Below are 26,737 nucleotides of genomic sequence, written 5' to 3'. Positions count from 1 at the left end.
GCGTTTTTTGCTTGGCGTGCGGGGGATGGAGCTCTTCTATATAGGGGGCGTGGAACTGAGCCGTATGCGGCGAGGGTTCCTCTGGCATATGCATGTGTAGGTTGGCCGCGTGGGCAAGGGACTTGCCCACCCTACGATTTGCGGCTGCTCGCAGGGCGGGCGGGTCCCCCGCCCGCGCGTTCACATCACGTTGATGCTAGGCGGCTTTCGCCCCGACCGGCTTCTTCACACGGAACCAGGCCGCATACAGCGCCGGCAAGAACAACAGCGTCAAGGCGGTCGCCACCATCAGCCCGCCCATGATCGCCACCGCCATCGGCCCCCAGAATACCGAGCGCGACAGAGGAATCATGGCCAGCGCCGCGGCGGCGGCGGTCAGCAGGATCGGCCGGCAGCGCCGCACCGCCGCCTCGACGATCGCATCCCAGGCCTCGGCCCCGCCCGCGATATCCTGCTCGATCTGGTCCACCAGGATCACCGAATTACGGATGATCATGCCGAACAGCGCGATCACGCCCAGGTTGGCAACGAAACCGAAGGGCCGGCCGAACACCAGCAGCGCCATCGCCGCGCCGGCAATGCCCAGCGGTCCGGTCAGGAACACCAGCAGCGCGCGCGAGAAGCTGTGCAGCTGCAGCATCAGGAGGGTGAACACGATGAACAGCACCAAGGGTACGTTGGCCATGATCGAGGCTTCGGCGTCCGAGCTGTCGGCCGCCGCGCCTTCGACCGTCACGCGGTAGCCGGCCGGCAGCTTGCTGCGGAGAGCGGCCAGCTTCTCGTCCACCTGGGCGGTGACGGTCGGCCCCTGAATGCCTTCGACGACGTCGGACTGGACCATGATGGCCCACTCGCGGCCTTCGCGCCAGACCACGCCCGGCTCCCATACAAACTGCACCCGCGCCACCTGGCCGAGCGGGACGAAGCGCCCGCTGCTGGTGGGCACCAGGGCTTCGGACAGCCGGGTGATGGTGGAGCGCTCCTGCACCGGCTGGCGCACCACGATGTCGATCAGGCGGTTGGTTTCGCGGAACTGCCCCACCGGCGTGCCGGTGAGCGTGGTGTTGACGACGCGGCGCACGGCCTGGGAAGTCACGCCCAGCGCGCGCAGCTTGTCCTGGTCCAGGTCCAGGCGCAGCACCTTGACCGCCTCGTTCCAGTTGTCGTTCACGCCCACCGTGTTCGGGTTGGCGCGCAAGGTTTCTTTCACCCCGTCGGCCAGGGTCCGCACGATGCCGATGTCCGGCCCCAGCACCTGGAACTGCACCGGATAGGCCACCGGCGGGCCGTTGGGCAGCAGCTTGACGCGCCCGCGCACTTCGGGAAAATCGTTGCGGAAGGCTTCCTCGATCCGCAAGCGCAGCGTTTCGCGTGCGTCGGCATCGACCGGCAGCACGACCAGCTGGGCCACGTTCGTCTGCGGGAAGATCTGGTCGAGCGGCAGGTAGAAGCGCGGGCTGCCGGTGCCGACATAGCTGGTCACGCTCTGCACGCCCTTCTGGGTCTTCAGGAAGCCTTCGAAGCGCTTGACGACCGCCTCGTTGGCGGCGAAGCTGGTGCCTTCGGGCGACCACATCTCCACCATCAGCTCGGGGCGGCTGGAATCGGGGAAGAACTGCTTCTCGATGAAGTTGAAGCCGAACACGCCCAGCGCGAACACGCCCAGGCTCAGCGCGATCGTGGTCTTGCGCCATTCGACGCAGCGGTGCACCAGCCGGCGGAACCGCTCGTAGGCCGGGCTGTCGTAGACGTCGTGCGAGGACTCTCCCTGCCCATGCGGCTTCACGCGCAGCAGCACGTAGCCGATATAGGGCGTGAACACCACCGCCGCCACCCACGAGATCAACAAGGCCAGCGCGTTCACCGAGAACATCGTGAAGGTGTATTCGCCGGCCGCGGACTTGGCCAGGCCGATCGGCAGGAAGCCGGCGGCGGTAATCAATGTACCGGTGAGCATCGGCATCGCGGTCGAGGTGTAGGCAAAGGTCGCCGCCTCGAAGCGCGACATGCCCTCCTCCATCTTGCGCACCATCATTTCGACTGCGATGATGGCGTCGTCCACCAGCAGGCCCAGCGCGATGATCAGCGCGCCGAGCGAAATCTTGTGCAGCGAAATATCGAGCAGGCGCATGAACAGGAAGGTAATGGCCAGCACCAGCGGAATCGTCAGCGCCACCACCAGGCCCGGGCGCACGTCGATGCGCAGCTTGGGCTTGGTGTGCAGGCCCAGCGCGATAAAGGAGACGGCCAGCACGATGATCACCGCTTCGATCAGCACCTTGACGAATTCATTGACCGAGGCCGTGACGGCGGCCGGCTGGTCGGTCACGCGTTCCAGCTCGATCCCGACCGGCAGCTGCGACCGGATGCGCGCCACCGTCGCGTCCAGTCCTTCGCCCAGGCGGATGATGTTCCCGCCTTTTTCCATCGACACGCCCAGGCCGATCACTTCCTTGCCGTTGAAGCGCATCTTGTCCTTGGGCGGGTCCTGGTAGCCGCGCGTGATCGTCGCAAAATCGCCCAGGCGGAAGGTGGTGCTCCCGGCGCGCAGCTGCAGGTTTTCCAGCAGGCCCGCGGTCTTGAGCGCGCCGGTGACGCGCACCTGCAGGTAGTCGCTCGGCGTGACCAGCACGCCGCTGGCCTCGACCTGGTTTTGCGTGGCGATCTGGTTCACGATCTGCTCGAAGGGAATGCCGAGCTGGGCGAACTTCTTGCTCGAGAATTCGATATAGACCTTTTCCTCCTGCACGCCGAACTGCTCGACTTTCGACACCAGCGGCACGGTGAGCAGCTGCTGCCGCACGAAGTCGGCGTAGTCGCGCATCTCGGCCTGCGAGAAGCCGTCGCTCGACAGGGCGAAGATCGAGCCATAGGTGTCGCCGAATTCGTCGTTGAAGAAGGGGCCGATCACGCCTTGCGGCAGGGTCGCCGCCATGTCGCCGATCTTCTTGCGCACCTGGTACCAGGTCGGCGCCGTGTCTTCTGGCGGCGTCGATTCGCGCAGCTCGATGATGATGGTGGTCTCGCCCGGCTTGGAAAAACTGCGGATGCGGTCGATGTAGGGCGTTTCCTGCAACTTGCGCTCGAGCGGGTCGGTCACCTGCTCGGCCATCTGCACGGCGGTGGCGCCCGGCCAGACCGCGCTGATGACCATCGCGCGAAAGGTAAACGGCGGGTCTTCGTCCTGGCCCAGTTGCTGGTAGCTGAGGATGCCGCCGATGAGCAGCGCGGCAATCAGGTAGCGCGTGAGCGGGATGTGCTCCAGCGCCCAGCGCGAGAGATTGAATCCCCTCATCGTCCACTCCCGGCAGCGCCGGCGACAGGCCCGCCGCCGATGGCCGCGGCCTCGGTATCGCCGCGGCGCGACACGTCGGCCGTCAGGATGCGCACCTTCTGGCCGGGTTTGAGCAGGTGCACGCCGGCGGTGACGACCTTCTGGCCGGGCTGCACGCCGCTGGAGACCAGCAGGTCGTTGCCGGACTGGCCGGCCACCTGGACCCGGCGCAGCTGCACCGCATCTTTTTCCACCACCCAGACGCTGGTCGCGCCCTTGTCCTGCACCAGGGCGCTGAGCGGCAGGCGCAGCGCGGAGGCCGTGGCGGCGGCGCCGGTTGCCAGCTCCACGGTGGCGGTCATGCCCAATCTGGCGTCGGCGCCAGGGGGAAGCGCCACCTTGACCGTGTACGTCCGGGTGGCGGGATCGGCCACCGGCGAGACTTCGCGAATCTTGCCGGCAATAGCCTGGTCGCGATTGGCCCACAGGCGCACGCTCACGCCTTCGACCCGCCGCAGCTGGCCTACCCGGTCTTCGGGGACGCCGATCACGACTTCCTTTTCGACGGTGCGCGCCACGCGCACCACCGGCGTGCCGGCCGCCACCACCTGCCCGACTTCGGCGTCGATCGCGGTGACCACGCCCTCCACATCCGAACTGAGCGTAGCGTAGCCGGCCTGGTTCGACTGGCCGGACAATCCTGCGCGCGCCGCCTCGACATTGGCCTGGGCCGCGCGTAGCGCCGACTGCTTGGCGTCCAGCACCGCCTGGCTGACGAAATTCGCCGCACGCAGGCCCTGGTGGCGCTTGAAGTCGGCCTGGGCCAGGTCGCGCTCGGTCTCGGCGGCGCGCAGCTGGGCCCGGGCCTGGGTCTCGGCCAGGCGCAGGTCTTGCGGGTCGAGCCGCATCAGCACCTGGCCCTGCTTGACGATGGCGCCGACATCCACCTGGCGCGCGACGATCTTGCCGCCGACCCGGAAGCCCAGGCGCGATTCGAAGCGCGGGCGCACGTCGCCGGAGAACTCGATGCGCTCGGCGCCGTTGCCGGGCGCGAGCTCGATGACGCGCACCGGGCGCACTTCTTCGGTCTTGGGAGCGGGCTTGTTGCATGCGGCAAGCATGGCGAGCAGGAGCGGCGCTGCCAGGGCGGCGCGTGGGAAGCGGGATGACTGGAACACGTTGGACCCTTTGTCGTTGTCGCGCCCAAGTTAGGGCATTTGTTATCGAGCAATTATAATCTTGGAAACACCCAAAAAACTGGCTTTAGAGTCATTAGTCAAATATGCCCGTCGAGCATTACGAAAACTTCCCGGTTGCCTCCTTTTTGCTGCCGCGCCGCCTGGCGCCCGCCGTGGAGGCGATCTATGCCTTCGCGCGCAGCGCCGACGATATCGCCGACGAGGGCGACGCCACGCCGCCCGAGCGCCTGGCGGCCCTGGCCACCTACACCCAGGCATTGGAAGCCATCGAACGCGGCGCGGTTCCCGCCGACCCGATGTTTGCGCGCCTGGCCGGCGTAGTGGCCGAGTTCCGGCTGCCGGTCGCGCCGATGCACGACCTGTTGTCGGCTTTTTGCCAGGATGTGGTCACCACCCGCTACGCCGACTACACCGCCCTGCTCGACTATTGCCGGCGCTCGGCCAACCCGGTCGGGCGCCTGATGCTGGAACTGTACGGGGCGGCGGACGAGCGCAACCTGCGCGATTCCGATGCGATCTGCACGGCCCTGCAGTTGATCAATTTCTGGCAAGACGTGGCGATCGACCTGAGCAAGGGCCGCATCTACCTGCCGCTGGAAGACCTGGAGCGCCATGGCGTGAGCGAAGCCGATTTGCTCGGCCATCCGGCGACCCCGGCCTGGCGCGCCCTGATGCGCTTCGAGGTCGAGCGCGCGCGCGCCCTGATGCTGTCCGGCGCGCCGCTTGCGCGCCGCCTGCCCGGCCGGATCGGCTGGGAGCTGCGCCTGATCGTGCAGGGCGGCCTGCGCATCCTGGACGCCATCGAGCGCGCCGATTACGACGTCTTCCGGCGCCGCCCCACCCTGGCCGCGGCCGACTGGCTGGCCGTCGGCTGGGGCGCGCTGCGCATGTAGCCGCCGTCCTGCCGCACCGGCAGGCCCATCGGCGCTAGAATAGCGGGTTCGCATCGCCACCCTGAATAAGCAATCATTACATGTCCCCCGACGAATACTGCCAGCAAAAGACCGTCCAGAGCGGCTCCAGCTTCTATTACAGCTTCCTGTTCCTGCCGCAGGAGCGCCGGCGCGCCATCACGGCGCTGTACGCCTTTTGCCGCGAGGTGGACGATACGGTGGACGAAGCGACCGACCCCTCGGTCGCGCGCATCAAGCTGGCCTGGTGGCGCACCGAGGTGTCGACCATGTACAAGGGCACGCCGACCCACCCGGTGACCAAGGCGCTGCAGCCGCACATCGACGTCTACAAGCTCGAAGAGCAGCACCTGCAGGCCATCATCGACGGCATGGAGATGGACCTGGACCAGAGCCGCTACCTCGATTATCCCGGGCTGCAGAAATACTGCTGGCGCGCGGCGGGCGTGGTCGGGATCCTCTCGGCCAGCATCTTCGGCTTTACCAATCCGCAGACCCTGGCCTATGCCGAGAAGCTGGGCCTGGCCTTCCAGCTCACCAACATCATCCGCGACGTCGGCGACGATGCGCGCAAGGGCCGCATCTACCTGCCCGTCAACGAGCTGCAGCAGTTCGGGGTGACCGCCGCCGACCTGCTCAATTTCCGCCACAGCGAGAAGTTCGAAGCGCTGATGCGGTTCCAGACCGAGCGCGCCCAGCGCACCTATGACGAAGCCTTTGCCCTGCTGCCCAAGGAAGACCGGCGCGCCCAGCGCCCCGGCCTGATGATGGCGGCGATCTACCGCACCCTGCTGGTCGAGATCGAGCGCGACGGCTTCCACGTGCTGAACCAGCGCATCTCGCTCACGCCGCTGCGCAAGCTGTGGCTGGCCTGGAAAACCTATGTCCGCACCTAGCAGTGGGCAGCGGGTCCTGGTCGCCGGCGGCGGCTGGGCCGGCTGCGCCGCCGCCGTCGAACTCGCGCGCGCAGGCAATCAGGTCACGCTGGTCGAGGCGGCGCGCACCCTGGGCGGCCGCGCGCGCGGCGTCGAGGTGCAGGGCCAGGTGCTCGACAACGGCCAGCACATCCTGCTGGGCGCCTACGACGCGACCCTGCGCCTGTTGCGGCAGGTCGGTATCGACCCGGAGACGGCCTTGCTGCGCCTGCCGGTGCAGATGCGCTATCCCTTCCCGGAGAGCAGCGGCGGCATGGATTTTGTCGCGCCGCGCTGGCCGGCGCCCTTCCACCTGGCCGGGGCCCTGCTGCGCGCCAAGGGATTGGAGCGCGCCGACAAGCTGGCGCTGGCGCGCTTTCACAGCGCCGCCAAGTGGATGGGCTGGGTCCTCTACAACGACTGTACGGTGGACGAACTGCTGGCGCGCTTCGGCCAGAGCGCGCGCCTGAACCGCCTGCTGTGGCACCCGCTGTGCATCGCCGCCCTCAATACGCCGCCCGCGCGGGCCTCGGCCAGGGTGTTTTTGGCCGTGCTGCGCGACAGCCTGGGCGCCAGGCGCCGCGCGGCCTCGGACATGCTGCTGCCGCGCATGGACATGGGAGCCTTGTTCCCGCAGGCTGCAAGCCGCTTCATCGAGGCGCAGGGCGGCGCGGTGCGCACCGGCGTCAAGCTCGCCGCCCTGGCCCGCGACGGCGACGGCTGGCAGGCCAGCCTGGGCGAGCACAGCGCCCGCTTCGACGCGGTGGTGCTGGCCACCCCCGCCACCCAGTCGGCGGCCCTGCTGGGCGGCCAGCCGGACACCGCGGACCTCTGCGCCCAGCTGTCAAGCTTCGGCTACGAGCCGATCGCCACCTGCTACCTGCAATACGACGCGGCGCTGCGCCTGGACCTGCCGTTCTACGCCCTGCTGGACGACCCGCAAGCCGGGCGCTGGGGCCAGTTCGCCTTCGACCGCGGCCAGCTCGATGCCGCCTGCCCGGGGCTGCTGTCGGTCGTGGTCAGCGCCGCCGGCGACGCCGCCCGGCTCGACCAGGCTTTGCTTGCGGCGCAGATCGCCGCCCAGCTGGCGCAGGACCTGCGTCGCCCCGAACTGGCCAGGCCGCGCTGGACCCGGGTGATCACGGAAAAGCGCGCGACCTTTTCCTGTACTCCCGGCCTGGCGCGTCCCGGCAACGAGACAGCGCTGCCGGGACTGGTGCTGGCCGGCGACTACACCGCCAGCGACTACCCGGCGACGCTGGAGACGGCGGTGCGCAGCGGCGTGCAGGCGGCGGCGCTTATCCGCGCCTACGGCACCCTGCCCCGCGAAATGCGCAGCCCGTCGCACGACGGTGGCGGCCAGGAGCGCGCTTTCGTAAAGTAGCAGCATCGAATTTCTCCTTTACGGAAGCAAACACATGAATATCCGACTCGGTGTACGCACGCTTGCCCTGCTGGCCTTTGTCGCCGCCAGCACCGCGGTGCTGGTGCAGCCTGAGCTCATCGGCGGGTCGAAGACCGCCACCGCCATGGCGATCGGCAGCATCCCGGTCGTCGGGCACCATTGAACCAAGAGGGTATGCAGCACATGGGCAAACTGGAATATCTCGACGCGCTCAAGCGGGCCATGACGGGCCTGGCGCCGGAAACGCAGGCCAAGACGCTGGCCTGGTACGAGCAGCGCTTCGTCGACGGCGTCGCGGCCGGACGTAGCGAAGAGAGCGTGGCGGAAGAACTGGGCGACCCGCGCAAGGTCGCGGTCACCCTGCGCGCCAGCGCCCACATGGAAGCCTTCAAGGACAAGAAGTCCCCGGCCAATGCGCTGCGCATGGTGGTGGCCGGCGCGGGCCTGCTGGTGTTCAACCTGTTCATGGCGATCCCGGCCGCCGTGTATGCGGCCCTGCTGGTCGCGGCCTATGCCTGCGCGCTGGGCTTTTATGTGTCCGGCATTGCAATCACGGCCAGCGGCCTGGCCGGCGCCAATGAATTGGTGCTCAATAATCCGCTGCACCGGATCGAGATCGGCGAGGACGGCGTGCGCCGCGAAACCAACCAGAACCAGCGCACCCGGGTGTCGATCAGCGAACGGGGCATCGATGTCTACGAGGACAAGCCCGAACCGCTGGACACCGTCGACGAGGGCGACGAGGAGGCCAAGTCGGCGGTGGTGATGCGGCGCGCCGAGAAAGTGGCCGACGCCGGCATCCAGATCAGCACCGACATGGACGGCGAATCGCGCACTACCCAGACCATCGTCGGCCTGGGGCTCGTGTTCGGCGGGATCCTGCTGTTCCTGCTGTCGCTGGTCGTGACCAAGTACACCGTGCTCGGACTGAAGCGGTATATCCGGATGAATTTGTCGATGTTGCGGGGAGCCTGAGATGCGCGCCCTGATCAAAGTCGGGTTCAGCCTGCTGCTGCTGGCGGTCGTGCTGATCGGCCTGAGCTACGGCATGCTGCGCGCCAATGGCGTCGCGTCGGCGGCCGAGGGCCGCCAGGTCATCAGCGAAACCCGCGACGTGCCGGCCGGCGTGAATGCGGTGGACCTGAACGGCCCGATCGACCTCACGCTGCGCTATGGCGCCACGCCCTCGCTCAAGGTCAGCGGCGAATCGCGCCTGCTGGGCAATGTGGACGTGCATGCGGAAGGCGCCGTGCTGCATGTCGGCATCCGCGGCATGGTGCTGCGCCACCGCCGCCCGCTGGAAGTCGAACTGGTGCTGCCAAGCCTGGCCGGCGTCACGGTGGACGGCAGCGGCGAGAGCAGCGTCAACGGCTTCTCGGGCGAGCGCATCGAAGTGCGCATGGAAGGCCCGGGCAGCCTGCGCTTCAACGGGCGCTTCCGCCATGTGAACGCGGCCTTGAGCGGCAGCGGCGAACTGGACCTGAACGCCGGCGCCGGCGTCGAGCGCTTCGAGGCGGCCCTGTCCGGCTCCGGCCACATGACGGTGGTGGGCAGCGCCCGCGAACTGGAAGCCACCGCCAGCGGCTCGGGCCAGCTCGATGCGCGCCACCTGCGCACCGAGACCGTCAAGGTCGGCCAGACCGGTTCGGGCAGCTCGATCGTGCAGGCGCGCCGCAGCGTGGCGGCGTCGATTTCCGGCAGCGGCGACGTCGAGGTGAACGGCAATCCGGCCGAGCGCAGCGTGAGCCGCACCGGGACCGGCAGCGTTACCTTCTCCGACTGAGCCAGGCCAGGGCGTCGCGTCCCGCGGCGCGCCCGCTGCCGAAGCAGGCGGTGAGCAAATAGCCGCCGGTCGGCGCTTCCCAGTCGACCATCTCCCCCGCCACGAACACCCCGGGCAGCGCGCGCAGCATCGCGCTGCCCGGCTCACACGCCTCGAACCGCACGCCGCCGGCGCTGCTGATCGCCTCTTCGATCGGGCGCGGACGCCGCAAGACCAGCGGCAGCGCCTTGAGCGCCGCGGCCAGGCGCGCCGTGTCGGCATACTCCTCCTTCGACAGGCATTCGTGCAGCAGCCCGGCCTTGACACCCTTGATCCCGAGCCGGCTTTGCAAATGGCTGGACAGCGAGCGCGAGCCGCGCGGATGCGCGACTTCCGCCAGCACGCGGGCCGGATCCAGGTCCGGCAGCAGGTCGAGCCAGATGGTGGCGCTGCCGGCGGCCGCGATCTGGTCGCGCAGGGGCGCCGAGATCGCGTACACCAGGCTGCCCTCGATACCGGAAGCCGTCACCACGAACTGGCCCTGCCGCTGCTGCAGCACACCATCGCGCCCGCGCCAGGCGATCGCCACGGTGGTGAGCGGCGCGCCCGCATGCCTGGCGGAGAAATGCGCGCTCCAGTCGACGTCGAAACCGCAGTTCGAAGGCGCCAGGGGCGCGACCTCGACCGCGCGTTCCTGCAGCAGCGGCTGCCACGCGCCGTCCGAGCCCAGGCGCGGCCAACTGGCGCCTCCCAGGGCCAGCACGGTGGCGTCGGCATCGGCCAGGATGTCGCCCTCGGGCGTGGCGATGCGCAGGCGCCCATCTTCCCAGCCCAGCCAGCGATGCCGCATGTGGAAGCGCACGCCTGATTCGCGCAGGCGGTGCAGCCAGGCGCGCAGCAGGGGCGCAGCCTTCATGTCGGTGGGGAAGACGCGGCCCGATGTGCCGACAAAGGTATCGACGCCGAGCCCGTGGATCCAGTCGCGCACCGCCTGCGGCTCGAACGCCTCGAGCCAGTGCGCCACTTCCGCCTCGCGCGCGCCGTAACGGCCGCGGAAGGCCGGCAGGGCTTCGGAATGGGTGATGTTCATGCCGCCCTTCCCGGCCAGCAGGAACTTGCGCCCGACGGATGCCATGGCGTCGTAGACATCGACCTGCACGCCGCCCGCGCTGAGTACCTCGGCCGCCATCAGGCCGGCGGGGCCGCCGCCGATCACGGCAACGCGTTGGGTGGGCTGGGAGGGTTCAAGCATGGTCAAAGCGGCAGTGGCGGAAGGAGCGGCATTGTAGCCGGAATGTGCCCTGCTAAAAAAATGTAAAGGGAGCTTGACACTTGGGAAAAGCGCGCCTACGATGTAAAGCATACTTTACTTCGAGGCCGCCATGTACGAGAAACGCATCAAGCATGTCTATTACCGCGAGATGCTGGGCGCGGTGCTGGTCTACGCCGCGCTGCTGGTGCTGGCCATCCGCGTCGGCCGCCCGATGGAGCAAGGCGCGGCGCGCACGCTGCTGCTGGTCTCGCCCATGATCGGCTTCGGTCTCATGCTGTGGGCGATCGCGCGCCACATCGGGCGCGTGGACGAATACGTCCGCCGGCTGATCCTGGAATCGCTCAGCCTGGGCGCAGGCATCACGGCCGGCCTCACCTTTACCTACGGCTTCCTCGAGAACGCAGGCTTTCCGCGGCTGTCGATGTTCTCGGTCTGGATCGTGCTGTGCATCTCCACCATGCTCGCATGCGTGCTGCGCCGGCTCAAGGGCCGATGAACAACCACATCCGGGCGCTGCGGGCCGAACGCGGCTGGAGCCAGGCCGAACTGGCCGAGATGCTGCAGGTCTCGCGCCAGAGCGTCAACGCGATCGAGACCGGCCGCTACGATCCCAGCCTGCCGCTCGCCTTTGCGATTGCCCGCCTGTTCGGCCAGGCGATAGAATCGATTTTCATTCCCGACCCGGAGACGCCATGAAAGCAGCCGTCCTGTTTGCCCTGGCGCTTGCCGCCGCTCCCGTGCTGGGCGCCGACGCGCCGCGCCAGCCCAACCGCTTCGAGCGCAGCATCGCGCCGGCCGAGCGCTTCGAGGTGAACGGCCTGCTGGTCGAGCGCCACGGCAGCGGCGGCCGCCCGCTGGTGCTGATTCCCGGGATCGCGAGCGGCCCCTGGGTCTGGCAAGACCTGATCCGGCGCCTGGGCGCCGAGCACACCCTGTATGCGGTGACCCTGCCCGGCTTCGACGGCCGCCCGCCAGTATCCGGCGCCCCGCTCGAGCACGCGCGCGTCGCACTCAAGGAATTGCTGGTGGCGCGCCGCCTCGCGCGGCCGGTGCTGGTCGGCCATGCCATGGGCGGCACGCTGGCCCTCGCAGTGGCGCAGGACCTGCCGGCGCAGGTCGGCGGCGTGATCTCGGTCGATGGCCTGCCCGTCTTCCCGGACAGCGAAGAAGTCCCGCCTGAGGAGCGCGCGCAGGCGGCCCAGGCCATCCAGGGCCGCATGGACGCGACGCCGCAAGCAGCCTTCGCCCGGCAGCAGCGCGAATACATGGTGTCCAGCGGCATGGTCGACATGGGCAAGGCGCTTGATGCGGCCGCGCTGATGCTGCGCAGCGACCGCGCCGCCGTCAGCGCCTGGGTCGCCGCCATGTTCGCGCTCGACCTGCGCCCCGGCCTGCCGAAGCTCGCCGCGCCGGTGCTGGTGCTGGCGCCCCATTTCGCCCTCGACGCCAGCCGCACGGGACTCACGGCGCAGATGAAGGCCGACGATTACCGGCGCCAGATGGCCGGCACGCCGCGCCTGGAGGTCGCCACCATCGACGACAGCCGCGATTTCCTCATGATCGACCAGCCCGAGGCATTTGCCGAGGCAGTCCGCCGTTTCCTCAACCGTCCCTGAAAGCCCACGCCATGCGACAACTCATTCATTGGGGCGGCCAGTACCTGCTGGCCGCCAGTTCGATGTTCCTGCTGATCGAAGCGATCGACGCCCTGCGCGGCGAAGCCTTCGGGACAGCCTGGCGCGAATCGCTGGCCTGGGCCGTGCTGGCCGCCGCGATCTTCATCGGTTCGCGCTACTACCAGGCGAAAAAGGCGACGCCCTGCGTCGTCTGCCCCGACCGGCCGGGCAAGAAGCGCTGAGCCTTGCCTCCTCCATGATGGGTCAAGGCAAAGCCTGGCGGGCCGCACGATCATGCGGCCCTGCCGTGGCTATGCATTTGCCATATCCACAAGATTCCGCTTGACAATAGATCTGGCAGGAATATTCTTGTAGCCGCTACAACGAACGATGGCGCCCGTATGACGAGCTGTAACGCACGAGGCCGGCCACGATTCAGCGAGCGTGTTGTTTTATCATCTTGGAGGATGTGTATGTCGGTAATGACCAGGGCAGCAATGTCCCGCAGGGCGATGCTGGGCGCAATCGCGACCACGCCGCTATGGATGCAGTCCGCATGGGCGCAGCCAAGCAATCTGAAAATCTCGCACCAGTTCCCCGGCGGCAGCATCGCCCAGGGCGATTTCCGCGACCGCTTGTGCCGCATGTTCGCGGCCGACGTCGAACGCCGTACCCGTGGCGGACTGAAATTCTCGATCTATCCCGGCTCCACGCTGATGGGCCCGAACGCCCAGTTCCCGGCGCTGCGCAGCGGCGCGCTGGACATGGCCCTGGTGCCGCTGTCGTATGCCGGCACCGAGGCGCCGGAGGCGAACATCGGCCTGATGCCGGGCCTGGTCACCTCGTACGAGCAGGGTTTCGGCTGGAAGAATGCCCCGGTCGGGCGCGAGCTGACCCGCATCCTGAACGAGCAGGGCCTGGTCGTGGTCAGCTGGATCTGGCAGGCCGGCGGCGTCGCCTCGCGCGGCAAGCCGATCCTGCATCCGGAAGACGTGGCCGGCCTGAAGGTGCGTGGCGGCTCGCCCGAGATGGACCGCCTGCTCCTGGACGCCGGCGCCACGGTCGCGAACATGCCGTCCAACGAGATCCAGGCTGCCATGCGCGCCGGGACGCTCGACGCGGCGTTGACGTCCTCGACCTCCCTGATGTCGTTTCGCCTGCAGGACAGCGCCCGTTCGCTCACCACCGCGCGCGGCGGCGCGTACTGGTTCATGTTCGAACCCCTGATGATGTCGCGCACGGTGTTCGACCGCCTGAGCAAGCAGCAGCAGGCGGCCGTGATGGCGGTCGGCGCGGACCTCGAAGCCTTTGCACTGAAAGCTGCGCGCGCGGACGATGCCGCGGTGGCCTCGGTGTACCAGGCCAAGGGCGCGCGGGTGGTCGACCTGAACGCCGACGCGCTGCGCAAATGGCAGGCGCTGGCCCGCACCAACGCCTGGCGCGAGTTCGGCGAACGCAACGGCAATTGCGCCAAGCTGCTCGAACTGGCGGAGCAGTCGATCACGATGATCTGATGCAGGGGATGGGCGGCGCCGCCGCCCATTTTGTTATCCGCCCGTCACGGGCGGGAAGAACGCGACTTCCGCTCCCTCTTCCACTGCCTGAGCCGGGCCGCACATCACCTGCTGGTGCGCCATCCGCACTGCCTGCTCCGGGCCGAGTGCTTGCGCCCATGCGCCCCCGCGTGCAACCAGGGCTGCGCGTACCTCCCCGACCGTGAGCGCCTCGCCCGGCAGCTCGATCGCTTCCTGCCCCAGCCCTACCGCTTCGCGTACCGACGCGAAATACCGCAACGTGATCTTCATGTTCTTCCTAATGCTGTAGTTCCGCGAACGGGATGAAGCGAACCAGGTCGCCCTCCGCAATTGTCTGGCCCGGCGGGTTGTCCACCAGCCCGTCGCCCCAGACCGTCGAGGTCAAGACGCCCGAACTCTGGTTCGGGAACAGGTCCAGGCCCCCGGCGGCATTGAGGCGCACGCGCAGGAATTCGTTGCGGCGGTCGGCCTTGGGCAGGGAAAAATCGGCGCGCACCGAATAGCCGCGCGGCTCCACCGGCCCGCTCACACCCTGCAGGCGCAGCAGGAAAGGCCGCACGAACAGCAGGAAGGTAACGAAACTCGACACCGGATTGCCCGGCAGGCCCATGAAGTACGCGTTCCCACCGCCGGCGCGCCGCACTTCGCCAAAGGCGAGCGGCTTGCCCGGCTTGACGGCGATCTGCCACATGTCGATCCGCCCTTCCGCTTCCACGGCGGGCTTGATGTGGTCTTCCTCGCCGACCGAGACGCCGCCCGAGGTGATGATCAGGTCGTGCTCCTGCGCCGCGCGGCGCAGCGTGGCACGCGTGGCCTCCAGCGAATCGGGCACGATGCCGAAGTCGCTGATCTCGCAGCCGACATTCTCCAGCAGGCCGCGCAAGGTAAAACGGTTGGAATTGTAGATGGCGCCGGCCTTGAGCGGCTCGCCCGGCATGGCCAGTTCGTCGCCGGTGAAGAAGACGGCAACCCGCAACCGGCGCAGCACCGGCAGGTCGGCCAGCCCGACCGAGGCCGCCAGGCCCAGCTCCTGGCTGCGCAGGCGCGTGCCCGCAGGCAGGATCACCGCGCCTTCGGCCACGTCCTCGCCGGTGCGCCGGATCCATTCGCCCGCGCGCGGCGCGTGGTGCACGGTGACGCTGTCGCCCACCGCTTCGCACTGCTCCTGCATCACCACCGCGTCGGCCCCGTCGGGAATCAGGGCGCCGGTGAAGATGCGCGCGGCGCTGCCGGGCTCCAGGAACTGGCCGACGCTGCCGGCCGGGATGCGCTGCGCCACGCGCAGGGTTGCGCTGCCGCTCGCGCAATCGGCGGCGCGCACGGCGTAGCCATCCATCGAGGTATTGTCGGCCGACGGCACGTTCAGCAGCGAGCGCTGGTCTTCGGCCAGCACGCGGCCATTGGCCTCGATGGTCGGCACGCGTTCGCTGCCGTCGACGGGACGCGCGCCATCGAGCAGCCGGGCCAGCGCGTCACGCACGGAGAGCATGGGGGCCTTCATCACAGCCCCGTACGTTCGGCGATATAGGCTTTCATGCGCTCGACCTCGGCCGGCATCACGACGAAGCGCTGCGGTAGCGCTTCGATGTCCTCGAAGCCGGACGGACGCTCGGCGTCGGTGCCCAGGGCGTCGAGGATGGTCTCGTTGAACTTCGCGGCCAGCGCGGTTTCCAGCACGATCATGGTCACGCCGGGCGCCATGTGCTCGCGCGCGACCTTGATGCCGTCGGCGGTATGGGGGTCGATCGTGATGTCGTAGTCGTCGGCGGCGTCGCGGATCGTCTGCAGGCGGTCCGCATGGGTCGATTTGCCGGAGGCGAAGCCGTACTGCCCGCTGAGTTTCCATTCGTCGCCGTCGCTGCCCGGGCCGCCCGAGAGGTCGAAGCCGCCGTGCGTGTCGACTTTGCGGAACAGTGCATGCGTGCGTTCGGAGTCGCGTCCCACCAGCTCGTAGACGAAACGCTCGAAGTTCGAGGCCTTCGAGATGTCCATCGACGGGCTGCTGGTGTGGTAGGTCTCGGCGGCCTTGCGCACCCGGTAGCGGCCGGTGCGGAAGAATTCGTCGAGCACGTCGTTTTCGTTGGTGGCGGCCACCAGCTTGTCGATCGGCAGGCCCATCATGCGCGCGATATGGCCGGCGCAGATGTTCCCGAAGTTCCCCGAAGGGACCGTGAACGAGACCTTCTGGTCGTTGCTCGTCGTGGCCGCGAGGTAGCCGCGGAAGTAGTACACCACTTGCGCCACCACGCGCGCCCAGTTGATCGAGTTGACGGTGCCGATCTTGTGGCGCGCCTTGAAGGACAGGTCGTTCGACACCGCCTTGACCAGGTCCTGGCAATCGTCGAACACGCCTTCGACCGCGATATTGAAGATGTTCGGGTCCTGCAGGCTGAACATCTGGGCGGTCTGGAAGGCGCTCATCTTGTTGTGCGGCGAGAGCATGAACACGCGCACGCCGCGCTTGCCGCGCATCGCGTATTCGGCGGCGCTGCCGGTGTCGCCCGAGGTGGCGCCGAAGATGTTCAGTTCATCGTTGTTCCTGGCCAGGGCGTACTCGAACAGGTTGCCCAGCAGTTGCATGGCCATGTCCTTGAAGGCCAGGGTCGGGCCGTTCGACAGCGCTTGCAGCACCAGCTTGCCGTGCGGGCCATCTTCGAGCACGCGCAGCGGCGTAATCTCGCTCGCCGCTTCGTCCGGGCGGGCGTTCTTGTAGACCTCGGGGGTGTAAGTCTTCGCGCTCAAGGCGCGCAGGTCGGCGTCGGGAATATCGGTGGCGAACTTGCGCACGATTTCATAGGCCAGTTCGGCATAGGACAGCGAACGCCACGCATCGAGCTCGGCCTTGATGACCTGCGGGTAGTCTTCAGGCAGGTACAGGCCGCCATCCGGGGCCAGGCCGGCAAGCAGGATGTCGGAAAAGTGCTGGGGATTGCGTGCTGCGGACGCGCTCGTCGCGCGGGTGGACACATATTGCATACGTTGATAGACCCGGTTGTGGCACAAGTGAAAACTTATTATAGCGCCTGTCGCCGCGGCCCTTCGGCGCTCCATCTTTCCTCCACATTCGGCGTGCAAGATGGGCTAATCGCATGCCCCTCAACCCTATTGGACCGAATCAATACGATGCCATTATTCCGTAGCGCACTCTCCCTCGCCCTTCTGCTTGCTCTCCCCCTGTCCGCTGCAGCCGGCCCCGTCAAGGACCACCAGGGCCGCTGGCTGGGCGACATGGCCATCCCCAAGGGACCGACCCTGAAGATCGGCGCCGAGTTTTACACGCGCGCCGATGGCTCGCTGTGGGCCAGCATCGCCAGCCCCGACCAGCACGCCTACGACCAGCCGGTGTCGAACGTCAAGGAAGACGGGGACACGGTCGAGCTGGACCTGAACGTCGCGACCCTGAAACTGACCTGGGTGCAGGATCACTTCGACGGCGTGTTCTCCCAGGGCGGCCGCGCCTTTTCCTTCCCGCTGCATCGGGTCGCGCAATTCCCGCGCATGGCGCGCCCGCAGACGCCGACAGGCCCTTTCCCCTACCTGGAACAGGAACTGAACTTTACCGCCCCGGACGGCGTCGTGCTCAGCGCGACCCTGACCACGCCGCGCGGCGCCGTTCGTCCGAACCTGGCGGTCCTGGTGACCGGGACCGGGCCCGCCACGCGCGACAGCGACGTGGCCGGGCACCAGCAGTTCTTAGTTCTGGCCGACCACCTCGCGCGCCAGGGCATCGCGGTGCTGCGCTACGACAAACGCGGCAATGGCCGCTCGACCGGCAACTATGCGCAGCTGACCACCGACCAGCTGGTCAGCGACCTTGGGGCGATCATGACGGCGCTGGAACGGCGCAAGGGGTTCGGGCAGGTCGGCATCGTCGGCATGAGCGAGGGACCGGGCATTGCCGCCGCGGTGGCTGCGCGCGCTCCTGGAACGGTCGACTTCATCGTGTCGCTGGCGGGAGTGGGCCTGTCCGGCCACGAACTGATCCTGCTGCAGGACCGCCTCGTCGCAAAAGACAACGGCGCCGCGCCGGCCGAGGTGGACACGCTGATGCGCTATGTGGGAGCCTGGTACGAGACCATCCTCGCGCATCCCGAGCCGCAGCCGCGCATGGCGGCGCTCACCGCGCTGTACGCAGGGCTGCCGGACGCGGAGCGCGCCCTGGTGGAAAAATACGAGATGAACGTGGGTTCGCTGTCGCGGGCGGAAGCCGAAAAACCGCACCTGCGCACGATGCTGCTGCGCGATCCGCGAATGGACTGGCGCCAGGTAAAGGCGCGCGTGCTGGCCTTGAATGGCAGCCTGGACCATCAGGTGCCGGCCGAAGAAAACCTGGCCGGTATCACGGGAGCACTCAAGGCGGGCGGCAACCGCCGGGTCGAAGCGGCAGTGATGCCCTCGCTGAACCACCTGTTCCAGACCGCGAAAACCGGCAACACGAACGAGTACGACAAGATCGAGGAAACGATCGCCCCAAGGGTTCTGGCGCGGATCGCCGCCTTTGTCAAACGGCAGCGCTGAGGCTCAGCAGGCGGCGTGGTTGACGGTGATGACGTGCACCGCCAGCCCGCCCAGGGAGGTTTCCTTGTACTTCACCTGCATGTCGGCCCCGGTCTGGCGCATCGTTTCGATGACGTTGTCCAGGCTGACGAAATGGGTGCCGTCGCCTTTCATGGCCAGCGACGCGGCGGTGATCGCCTTGATCGCGCCCATGCCGTTGCGCTCGATGCAGGGAATCTGCACCAGGCCGCCGATCGGGTCGCAGGTCATGCCCAGGTGGTGCTCAATGCCGATTTCGGCAGCGTTCTCGATGCGCTCGTTGGAGCCGCCGAGCGCCGCCACCAGGCCGGCCGCCGCCATGGCGCAGGCCACGCCGACTTCGCCCTGGCAGCCCACTTCGGCGCCCGAGATCGAGGCATTCTTCTTGCACAGCATGCCGATGGCGGCGGCCGTGAGCAGGAAGACGCGGATGCCGGCCACCGCGTCGCTCGGACGGCAGTCTTCGGCGTAATAGCGCACGACCGCCGGGATGATGCCCGCCGCGCCATTGGTCGGCGCCGTCACGACCCGGCCGCCGGCGGCATTTTCCTCGTTCACCGCCATCGCGTACAAGGTCACCTGGTGGGTGGCGTCGTGCGGCAATTCGTTGATGCGGTTGCCCTGGTCGCAGTGCGCCGCTTTCCACAGCTTGGCCGCGCGGCGCTTGACGTTCAGGCCGCCCGGAAGCTGGCCTTCCGTGACCAGGCCATGGGCGATACAGTCGCGCATCACGGCCCAGATCCGGTCCAGGCCCGCATCGAGTTCGGCTTCGCTCATGCGCGCCAATTCGTTCGCACGCAGCATGTGCGGGATCGACAGGCCATGCTGCCTGCCCTGCTGCAGCAGCTCTTCCATGGTCGCGAACGGGAACGGGATCTCGCGTGAAGGCGGCTGCTCGGCACGCGCCTGGCTCTCGCCCGCCGCGGTAATGAAGCCGCCGCCGACCGAGTAATACACGCGCTCGATCAGGCTGCCGTCCGCCAGTTGCAGCACGAAGCGCATGCCGTTCGGGTGCTCGGGCAGGGTCGAGGCCTTGTGCCAGACGAGATTCGCTTTCTGCGTGAACGGCACTTCCTTCGTGCCCAGCAGCTTGATCACGCCATCGAGCTCCGCTTCGGCCAGCTTGTCCTCGACCGAATCGGGATCGATGTCCTGCGGGGTTTCCCCCATCAGGCCGAGGATCACGGCCTTGTCGGTCGCGTGGCCGACGCCGGTCAGGGCCAGCGACCCATATAGGTGGGCTTCGACGCCCACCGCGTTCTCGAGCGAGCCGCACTCCAGCAAAAAGCGGCGCGCCGCCACCATCGGGCCAACGGTATGGGAGCTCGATGGGCCAATCCCGATCTTGAACAGATCAAATACACTCATGTCCATCTGTTTGTCTCGACTATTCTCTGGTTTTTATTGTTGTGGTTTGACTTCAACGCTCAGGCACGCATTTACACACTTACGCCGACGTCGATGTTCTTGAGCATGCTGGCGACCATCTCTTCGATGCCGATGCTCGCCTTCCAGCCCCAGTCGGCCGTCGCGCGGCTGTCGTCCAGGCTCTTCGGCCAGGAATCGGCGATCGCCTGTCGGCTGTCCGGCGCGTAGGCGACCTCGAATTCCGGCAGCGCCTTCTTGATGGCCGCTGCCAGTTCGCGCGGGTTGAAGGACACGCCCGCCACGTTGTAGGACGAACGGATCGCGACCTTGGCGGATGGCGCATCCATCAGCTCGATGGTAGCGCGGATCGCGTCCGGCATGTAGATCATCGGCAGGGTGGTGTCCGGTCCCAGGAAGCAGTCGTAGGTCTCGCCCTTGAGCGCCGCGTGGAAGATGGCGATCGCATAGTCGGTGGTGCCGCCGCCCGGAGGCGACTTGTAGCTGATGATGCCCGGGTAGCGGATCGAGCGCACGTCCACGCCGTATTTACTGTGGTAGTACTCGCACAGGCGCTCGCCGGCGAGTTTGCTGATGCCGTAGATCGTGGTCGGGTCCATCACCGTGTACTGCGGGGTGTTTTCCGCCGGGGTGTTCGGGCCGAACGCGGCGATCGACGACGGCCAGAACACTTTCAGCGGCTTGCCTGCCTCGCCGCGCTCGCGCGCCACTTCCAGGATGTTGAGCAGGCCGTCCATGTTCAGCGACCAGGCCTTGAGCGGCGCCTTTTCGCCGGTGGCCGACAGGAGCGCCGCCAGCTGGTAGACCTGGGTGATGCCCTCGGCATCGACGAGGCTGGCCATCCGGTCCTTGTCCATCACGTCCAGCTGCATGTAGCGCGCGGCGCCATATACATTGGTGGTGCTGATGTCCGAGGCGATCACGTTGTCTTGGCCGTGCTGCTCCGCCAGTGCCGTGACCAGTTCGCTGCCGATTTGGCCGTTTGCGCCGATGATGAGGATGCGTTCCATGTAGATTCCGTCCTGTTGCGTGCTGCGTGATTGATTAAGTATTCTTGAGGATGCCGAGTTCGCGGCCGGCCTGCTCGAAGGCGGCCAGCACGGTGTCGAGCTGCGCGCGGGTGTGCGCGGCCGAGAGCTGGACGCGCACGCGCGCCTGGCCCATCGGCACCACCGGGTAGAAGAAGCCCGACAGCAGCACGCCCAGTTCGAACATGCGGGCGGCGAATTTCTGGGCGACCGGCGCCTCGAACAGCATCACCGGCACGACCGGGTGGGTGCCCGGCTTGATGGTGAAGCCGATGCGCTCGATCTCCTTGCGGAAGTAGGCGGTGTTCTCGTGCAGGCGGTCGCGCAGCTCGGTCGACTTGGAGATGCGATCCAGCACCGCCAGGCTCGCGCCGGCGATCATCGGGGCCAGCGTGTTCGAGAACAGGTAGGGACGCGACTTCTGGCGCAGGGTCTCGATGACTTCCTTGCGGCCGGAAGTGAACCCGCCCATGGCGCCGCCCAGGGCCTTGCCCAGGGTGCCGGTGATGATGTCGATCTTCCCCAGAACGCCGCAATGCTCGTGGGTGCCGCGGCCGGTCGCGCCCATGAAGCCCGACGCGTGCGATTCGTCGATCATGGTCAGGGCGCCGTATTGTTCGGCCAGTTCCACGATCTTGTCGAGCTGGGCGATGGTGCCGTCCATCGAGAACACGCCGTCGGTGACGATGATCTTGTGGCGCTTGCCCGCCTCGGTCGCGGCGATCAGCTGCTTTTCCAGGTCCGCCATGTCGTTGTTGGCATAGCGGTAGCGCGCCGCCTTGCACAGGCGCACGCCGTCGATGATCGAAGCGTGGTTCAGGGCGTCCGAGATAATCGCGTCGTTCTCGTCGAACAGCGGCTCGAACACGCCGCCGTTGGCGTCGAATGCCGCCGCGTACAGGATGGTGTCTTCGGTACCGAGGAAGCTCGAGAGCTTGGCTTCGAGTTCCTTGTGCACGGTCTGGGTGCCGCAGATGAAGCGCACCGAGGACAGGCCGTAGCCGTATTTTTCCAGCGCCGCGCTGGCGGCTTGTTGCGTCTCCGGGTCGCCCGACAGGCCCAGGTAGTTATTGGCGCACATGTTGATCAGGGTACGGCCATCCTGCGCGACGACTTCGGCGCCCTGGCGCGAGGCCAGTACGCGCTCCGGCTTGAACAGTCCGTCCGTGCGCAGGGTCTCGAGTTTGGTCTGGAGGCCGCTATAGAATGCTTGATCGCTCATGTGTCCCACTCCTGAAGGTCTGGTTTGGCCAGGACCGGCTTGACCGGCGCGTGGCAGTGTTGTACCGTTGGATCCGTTCGATCAGCAGAACCAAGTTCTGTATGTCGAACGAAAATTCAATATATTGAATATTACCCCTAGCTAATGCACTTGGCAAGCCGCAGGGACAAACGCAGTGACCAACCACCGCAATGACGAAAACCATAACAAATAACGCCCCGCCCGAGGTTGGCGCCACGCTACAGCGCATGCGCCTGGCCCGCGGCCTGACCCTGGAAGACCTGTCGCGCATCGCGGGCGTGTCCAAGTCGATGCTATCGCAGATCGAGCGCGAAAAGGCCAATCCGACCATCGCCATTACCTGGCGCCTGGCCAACGCCCTGGGCGTGGAGATCGGCGAGCTGCTCTCGTCCGAGGTGCGGGCCGTGGACCTGATCCGCGTGGTCGACGCCCACGAGACGCCCACCCTGCCCGGCGCCCATGCCGGTTATTCCCTGCGCATTCTGGGGCCGATGGACCTGGCGGGCAAGTACGAATGGTACGAGCTGACCCTGGCGCCCGGAGGCGAGCTGAAATCCCAGGCGCACGATCCGGGCACCAGCGAGCACCTGACCGTGCTGACGGGGGCGATCGAGCTGGAGGTGGGGATCGAAAAGCGCAGGATCAAGCATGGCGGGACGGCGCGTTATCCCGCGGACCATGACCATGTGATCCGCAATGCGGGAAAGACGGAAGCGAAGGCCTTGTTGGTGGTTGTACAACGTTGAGCGGCGCTGCGCCGGATCCCGGCGACTGACCCCGTCGAAACAACAACGGCCGCCGGGTGTGCCCGGGCGGCCGTTTTTTACCTCAAGCGAACAGCCTAGTTGCTACCGCCAACCGCCTTCTCGCCCTCGCCCACCTTCAGCTCGCGCGCCAGGAAGCCCCAGCGATCCGCCACTTCCTCGATCTGCTTGGTGGTCGGCTTGCCCGCTCCGTGGCCCGCCTTGGTGTCGATGCGGATCAGGATCGGCGCGCTGCCGGCCTGCGCGGCCTGGGCCGCGGCGGCGTACTTGAAGCTGTGCGCCGGCACCACGCGGTCGTCGTGGTCGGCCGTGGTAACCATGGTGGCCGGATAGCAGGTGCCGGCTTTCAGGTTATGCAGCGGCGAGTATTTCACCAGCGCCTTGAACTCTTCCGGGTTCTCCGACGAGCCGTAGTCCGAGGTCCAGGCCCAGCCGATGGTGAACTTGTGGAAGCGCAGCATGTCCATCACGCCGACCGCAGGAATGGCCGCGCCGAACAGTTCCGGACGCTGGGTCATGGCCGCGCCCACCAGCAGGCCGCCGTTGGAACCGCCGCCGATCGCCAGCTTCTTCGGCGAAGTCACCTTGTTGGCGACCAGCCACTCGGCCGCGCCGATGAAGTCGTCGAACACGTTCTGCTTCTGCAGCTTGGTGCCGGCCTGGTGCCAGGCTTCGCCGTATTCGCCGCCGCCGCGCAGGTTGGCCACGACATACACGCCGCCCATTTCCATCCAGGCCAGGTTGGCCGGCGAGAAGCCCGGGGTCATCGAGATATTGAAACCGCCGTAGCCGTACAGGTAGGTCGGGTTCGAGCCGTCCATCTTCAGGCCCTTCTTCGACACGATGAACATCGGCACCCTGGTGCCGTCGCGGCTCGTGTAGAACTGCTGGCGGGTTTCGTAGTCGGGCGGGTTGAAGTCGACCTTCGGCTGGCGGAACACGGTGCTCTTACCCGTCGTCATGTCCAGGCGGTAGATCGTGGTCGGGGTGGTGAAGCCGGTGAACGAGTAGAAGGTCTCCGATTCGCCGCGCTTGCCCGACAGGCCGCCCACCGAGCCGATGCCCGGCAGTGCGATCTCGCGCACCGGCTTGCCCTTGAGGTCGTGCACGCGCACGACGCTGCGCGCATCCTTCAGGTATTCGAGCACCAGCTGGTTGTTGATGATGTCGGCGCCGGCAAGGGTGTCGGCGTTTTCGGCGACGATCTCTTTCCAGTTGCTCTCGGCCGGCTTGGTCACGTCGATCGCGACGATGCGCTTTTTCGGCGCGTTGCGGTCGGTGGAGAAGTAGAACACGCTGCCGACGTTGTCGATGAAGGTGTAGCCGGCGTCGAAATTGTCGACCAGGTCGACGACCTTCGCATCCGGTTTGCTCAGGTCCTTGTACGAGACGCGGTATTTCGGCGCGGTGCCCTTGGTGGTCGTGATGATGAGGTAACGGCCGTCGTCGGTGGTCTGGCCGCCGAAGCCCCATTCCTTCTGGTCGGCGCGGTCGTACACCAGGGTGTCGGCGCTCTGCGGGGTGCCGATGCGGTGGTAGTACAGCTTCTGGAAGTAGTTCACGTCGGCCAGCTTGGTCGCTTCCTTCGGCTCGTCATAGCGGCTGTAGAAGAAGCCCTTGCCATCGCGGGTCCAGGCGGTGATCGAGAATTTCACGAACTTGACGTGGTCCTCCAGATCCTTGCCCGACTCGATGTCGCGCACGCGGATTTCGTTCCAGTCCGAACCCGAGGCGGCGGTGCTGTAGGCCAGCAGCTTGCCGTCGGGGCTGACTTCGATACCGGCCAGCGCGACGGTGCCGTCCGCGGCCAGGGTGTTCGGGTCGAGCAGCACGCGCGGGGTGTCGCCCAGGCTCTTCTGGGTGAACAGGACCGACTGGTTCTGCAGGCCGTCGTTGCGGGTGTAGAAATAGCGTCCGCCTTCCTTGCCCGGAACGCTGAAGCGCTCGTAGTTCCACAACTTGGTCAGGCGCTCGCGGATCGCCGCACGCTGCGGGATCTGGGCCAGGTAGGCCTGGGTCACCTTGTTCTGGGCCGTGACCCATTCCTTGGTGTCGGCGCTGTTCGCGTCTTCCAGCCAGCGGTAAGGGTCCGCGACGGTGGTGCCGTGGTAGTTGTCGGTTTGCGCGGTCTTTTTCGTGACCGGGTAGGTCAGGGAAGGTCCGTTAGCCGGGCAGCTTTGTGCCAGCGCCGCGTTGGCGCCGAAGGCCGCAGCCAGCAGGGTGACGAGCGTTGCGTGTCTCAGGGTCATGTTGTTCTCGTTCGTTTAATCATGGAGTCGGCAGATGCCGCAGGCCATCATAACGCGAAAATCGACGCCCGCCTATGCATGGGAAAGCCCGTCAATACGAGCGATGCGCGCGCTTGCCCGCGCGGCATGAGGGGCGGTGAAGGCAGCTTAGTGGCTGGCCCCGGGACGGCGCTGGCGGCGCGCCGATTGCACCCGGCTGGCCAGCGCCCGGCCCCAGGCCCCGCCGCTAGTTCCCGGCTTGCCCAGGCCAGTGCCGCGCGGGCGGCGTGCGCGGTTGTCGGCGCCGGCCGCGAGCAGCATCCACATGTAGGCGCGCAGCGGGTCGCGCTCCACGCCACGCCCGCTGTTGACCATGCCGCCGAGGTTGTACTGGGCCAGGGCATGGCCCTGTTCGGCGGCTTGGCGGTACCAGTAGGCGGCCAGGGTGTCGTCGTGCGGCACGCCCTGGCCGTTGGCGTAGAGCACGCCGAGATTGTTCTGGGCGCTGGCGTCGCCCTGCTGGGCCGCGCGCCGGTACCATTCGGCCGCGCGCGCCTCGTCGCGCGCTACGCCCTCGCCCTTGGCGTACATGACGCCCAGGCTGAACTGGGCATTGGCCGCTCCCTGCTCGGCCGCGCGCAGATACCATTCCACCGCGCGCCCCGGGTCGCAGGGGGCGCCGCGCCCGGTGGCGAGCATGGCGCCGGCGCAGTATTGGGCCTGGGCGTGGCCGCGGTCGGCCGCGCGCAGGAACCAGGACAGGGCGCGCTCGTCGTCGCCAGAGCCGTGGCCGGCAGCCAGCAGGGTGGCCAGCGCATACTGGGCATCGGCGTCGTGTTTCAGCGCGGCGCGCTCGAGCCAGGCGACGGCGCGCTCGGGATCGGGCTGTACGCCCTGCCCTTGTGCATAGGCGACGCCAAGGTAGCGCTGGGCCACCGGGTCGCCCAGCGCCGCGGCCTGGCGGAACCAGCACAGCGCCTGGGCGTCGTCGGCCTCGACGCCGTCGCCGCGCCGGTACATGAGGGCGAGATTGAGTTGGGCTGGCGCATGGCCCTGGCGCGCGGCCTTGCGGAACCAGGCCATGGCCAGCGGATGGCTGACCGGCGCGCCCAGCCCGCGCAGGTAGCATTCGCCCAGCACGTTCTGGGCGCTGGCCAAGCCCTGCTCGGCGGCGCGGTAGAACCAGCCGAAGGCCATGACGTCGGACTGCTCGACGCCGCGGCCCTTCCGGTAGAGCAGGCCCAGGTTTTGCTGGGCCGAGGGGTCGCCCTGGGCGGCGGCGCGCCCGAACCACCATGCGGCGAGCTCGTCGCTGCGCTGAGCGCCCCTGGCATTGCAATACATGGCGCCGAGATGGTTCTGCGCCGCCGCCAATCCCTGGCTGGCCGCGCGCTTCATCCATTTCAGCGCGAGGGTGTCGTTACGCTCGACGCCCTCGCCCTGCTTGTACAGCAGGCCGAGGTTGTACTGCGCGTAAGCGTTGCCGCGCACGGCGGCCGGATGGAACCACAGGTAGACTTCGTACCCGTCGCGGGCAGCGTTCTGGCGATTCATCCCTTCCCCCTCCACCCTTGCGGCACGCTCGGCGATTCCAGCGACGCGGGAAGCATCTCGAACAAGAAGCTCCCGTCGTTGCTAAAATTTTAAGAGAGTTGCGCGACCA

General features: G+C 67.3%; 24 protein-coding genes. 13 read left to right on the top strand and 11 right to left on the bottom strand.

The features are described from left to right. Positions 1–196 precede the first annotated feature (196 nt). Positions 197–3,295 (bottom strand): efflux RND transporter permease subunit, encoded by a 3,099-nt coding sequence (locus AC3XQU_RS09455; protein WP_489873901.1) that lies wholly within the window; start codon positions 3,293–3,295, stop codon positions 197–199. Next, positions 3,292–4,452 carry an efflux RND transporter periplasmic adaptor subunit gene (locus tag AC3XQU_RS09450; protein ID WP_489873900.1) on the bottom strand — a complete coding sequence of 387 codons (1,161 nt, stop codon included), beginning with the start codon at positions 4,450–4,452 and terminating at the stop codon, positions 3,292–3,294. Before AC3XQU_RS09450 ends, AC3XQU_RS09455 begins: the two co-directional genes overlap by 4 nt. Before the next feature lie 104 nt (positions 4,453–4,556). Between AC3XQU_RS09450 and hpnC the strand changes: the two genes are divergently transcribed. From hpnC to AC3XQU_RS09420, 6 genes are all read left to right on the top strand, one after another. Beyond that, positions 4,557–5,366 carry a squalene synthase HpnC gene (gene hpnC, locus AC3XQU_RS09445; protein ID WP_489873899.1) on the top strand — a complete coding sequence of 270 codons (810 nt, stop codon included), beginning with the start codon at positions 4,557–4,559 and terminating at the stop codon, positions 5,364–5,366. An 80-nt stretch (positions 5,367–5,446) separates the two neighbouring features. Further along, a complete protein-coding gene (gene hpnD / locus AC3XQU_RS09440; RefSeq protein ID WP_489873898.1) occupies positions 5,447–6,280 on the top strand; it encodes a presqualene diphosphate synthase HpnD in 834 nt (277 codons plus the stop codon). Further along, a complete protein-coding gene (hpnE, locus tag AC3XQU_RS09435; protein ID WP_489873897.1) occupies positions 6,267–7,682 on the top strand; it encodes a hydroxysqualene dehydroxylase HpnE in 1,416 nt (471 codons plus the stop codon). Before hpnD ends, hpnE begins: the two co-directional genes overlap by 14 nt. A 34-nt stretch (positions 7,683–7,716) precedes the next feature. Further along, a complete protein-coding gene (locus AC3XQU_RS09430; RefSeq protein ID WP_489873896.1) occupies positions 7,717–7,866 on the top strand; it encodes a hypothetical protein in 150 nt (49 codons plus the stop codon). Positions 7,867–7,886: 20 nt separating this feature from the next. Beyond that, the gene (locus AC3XQU_RS09425; RefSeq protein ID WP_489873895.1) at positions 7,887–8,678 is read left to right on the top strand and encodes a DUF1700 domain-containing protein; all 792 of its coding nucleotides are present in this window, start codon (positions 7,887–7,889) and stop codon (positions 8,676–8,678) included. 1 nt (position 8,679) lies between these two features. Beyond that, positions 8,680–9,486: a GIN domain-containing protein gene (locus AC3XQU_RS09420; RefSeq protein ID WP_489873894.1), complete on the top strand. Its 807-nt coding sequence runs from the start codon at positions 8,680–8,682 to the stop codon at positions 9,484–9,486. Here the strand turns inward: AC3XQU_RS09420 and AC3XQU_RS09415 are convergent. Further along, positions 9,470–10,717 carry a TIGR03862 family flavoprotein gene (locus AC3XQU_RS09415; RefSeq protein ID WP_489873893.1) on the bottom strand — a complete coding sequence of 416 codons (1,248 nt, stop codon included), beginning with the start codon at positions 10,715–10,717 and terminating at the stop codon, positions 9,470–9,472. The genes AC3XQU_RS09420 and AC3XQU_RS09415 overlap by 17 nt on opposite strands. 130 nt (positions 10,718–10,847) lie before the next feature. On the opposite strand from AC3XQU_RS09415, the gene AC3XQU_RS09410 reads away from it, so the two are divergent. The 5 genes from AC3XQU_RS09410 to dctP all read left to right on the top strand — a co-directional run bounded on the left by AC3XQU_RS09410 (position 10,848) and on the right by dctP (position 13,868). Further along, complete coding sequence (locus tag AC3XQU_RS09410; RefSeq protein ID WP_489873892.1) at positions 10,848–11,234, top strand: hypothetical protein; 387 nt, start codon at positions 10,848–10,850, stop codon at positions 11,232–11,234. Then, positions 11,231–11,434 carry a helix-turn-helix transcriptional regulator gene (locus AC3XQU_RS09405; RefSeq protein WP_489873891.1) on the top strand — a complete coding sequence of 68 codons (204 nt, stop codon included), beginning with the start codon at positions 11,231–11,233 and terminating at the stop codon, positions 11,432–11,434. The genes AC3XQU_RS09410 and AC3XQU_RS09405 overlap by 4 nt, the downstream gene beginning before the upstream one ends. Continuing rightward, positions 11,431–12,354, top strand: a complete 924-nt coding sequence (locus AC3XQU_RS09400) for an alpha/beta fold hydrolase (protein ID WP_489873890.1) — start codon at positions 11,431–11,433, stop codon at positions 12,352–12,354. The genes AC3XQU_RS09405 and AC3XQU_RS09400 overlap by 4 nt, the downstream gene beginning before the upstream one ends. Positions 12,355–12,365: 11 nt before the next feature. Beyond that, entirely contained in the window at positions 12,366–12,596 is a 231-nt protein-coding gene (locus tag AC3XQU_RS09395) for a hypothetical protein (protein WP_489873889.1), read from the top strand. 270 nt (positions 12,597–12,866) lie between these two features. Then, complete coding sequence (gene dctP, locus AC3XQU_RS09390) at positions 12,867–13,868, top strand: TRAP transporter substrate-binding protein DctP (protein ID WP_489873888.1); 1,002 nt, start codon at positions 12,867–12,869, stop codon at positions 13,866–13,868. Between the two features lie 33 nt (positions 13,869–13,901). On the opposite strand, the gene moaD is transcribed toward dctP, so the two are convergent. Genes moaD through thrC form a run of 3 tightly spaced genes read right to left on the bottom strand, consistent with a single transcriptional unit; the run spans position 13,902 to position 16,865 of the window. After that, positions 13,902–14,159, bottom strand: a complete 258-nt coding sequence (gene moaD, locus AC3XQU_RS09385; RefSeq protein WP_489873887.1) for a molybdopterin converting factor subunit 1 — start codon at positions 14,157–14,159, stop codon at positions 13,902–13,904. A 7-nt stretch (positions 14,160–14,166) separates the two neighbouring features. Continuing rightward, positions 14,167–15,378: a molybdopterin molybdotransferase MoeA gene (locus AC3XQU_RS09380; protein WP_489873886.1), complete on the bottom strand. Its 1,212-nt coding sequence runs from the start codon at positions 15,376–15,378 to the stop codon at positions 14,167–14,169. Positions 15,379–15,389: 11 nt separating this feature from the next. Then, complete coding sequence (thrC, locus tag AC3XQU_RS09375) at positions 15,390–16,865, bottom strand: threonine synthase (RefSeq protein WP_489873885.1); 1,476 nt, start codon at positions 16,863–16,865, stop codon at positions 15,390–15,392. Positions 16,866–17,012: 147 nt separating this feature from the next. Here thrC and AC3XQU_RS09370 point away from each other — a divergent pair, with 147 nt between their 5' ends. Next, complete coding sequence (locus AC3XQU_RS09370) at positions 17,013–18,407, top strand: alpha/beta hydrolase family protein (RefSeq protein ID WP_489873884.1); 1,395 nt, start codon at positions 17,013–17,015, stop codon at positions 18,405–18,407. Positions 18,408–18,410: 3 nt separating this feature from the next. Here AC3XQU_RS09370 and AC3XQU_RS09365 read toward each other — a convergent pair whose 3' ends face one another. The 3 genes from AC3XQU_RS09365 to AC3XQU_RS09355 form a co-directional block, all read right to left on the bottom strand. After that, complete coding sequence (locus AC3XQU_RS09365) at positions 18,411–19,799, bottom strand: L-serine ammonia-lyase (RefSeq protein ID WP_489873883.1); 1,389 nt, start codon at positions 19,797–19,799, stop codon at positions 18,411–18,413. A 65-nt stretch (positions 19,800–19,864) separates the two neighbouring features. Next, positions 19,865–20,821, bottom strand: a complete 957-nt coding sequence (locus AC3XQU_RS09360; protein ID WP_489873882.1) for an NAD-dependent epimerase/dehydratase family protein — start codon at positions 20,819–20,821, stop codon at positions 19,865–19,867. 34 nt (positions 20,822–20,855) lie between these two features. Continuing rightward, on the bottom strand, positions 20,856–22,061 hold the full coding sequence (locus AC3XQU_RS09355; RefSeq protein WP_489873881.1) for a glycine C-acetyltransferase: 1,206 nt from the start codon (positions 22,059–22,061) through the stop codon (positions 20,856–20,858). A gap of 191 nt (positions 22,062–22,252) precedes the next feature. Here AC3XQU_RS09355 and AC3XQU_RS09350 point away from each other — a divergent pair, with 191 nt between their 5' ends. Next, positions 22,253–22,828 (top strand): helix-turn-helix domain-containing protein, encoded by a 576-nt coding sequence (locus tag AC3XQU_RS09350; RefSeq protein WP_489873880.1) that lies wholly within the window; start codon positions 22,253–22,255, stop codon positions 22,826–22,828. A gap of 95 nt (positions 22,829–22,923) precedes the next feature. Here the strand turns inward: AC3XQU_RS09350 and AC3XQU_RS09345 are convergent, their stop codons facing one another. Continuing rightward, the gene (locus AC3XQU_RS09345; protein ID WP_489873879.1) at positions 22,924–25,095 is read right to left on the bottom strand and encodes a prolyl oligopeptidase family serine peptidase; all 2,172 of its coding nucleotides are present in this window, start codon (positions 25,093–25,095) and stop codon (positions 22,924–22,926) included. Between the two features lie 147 nt (positions 25,096–25,242). Continuing rightward, entirely contained in the window at positions 25,243–26,628 is a 1,386-nt protein-coding gene (locus tag AC3XQU_RS09340) for a tetratricopeptide repeat protein (protein WP_489873878.1), read from the bottom strand. Between the last annotated feature and the right edge of the window lie 109 nt (positions 26,629–26,737).

The organism is Telluria sp. AZSoR62, from assembly GCF_058111565.1.
The sequence above is the reverse complement of the archived record's forward strand: the minus strand, read 5'-3'. Positions and strand labels throughout refer to the sequence as shown.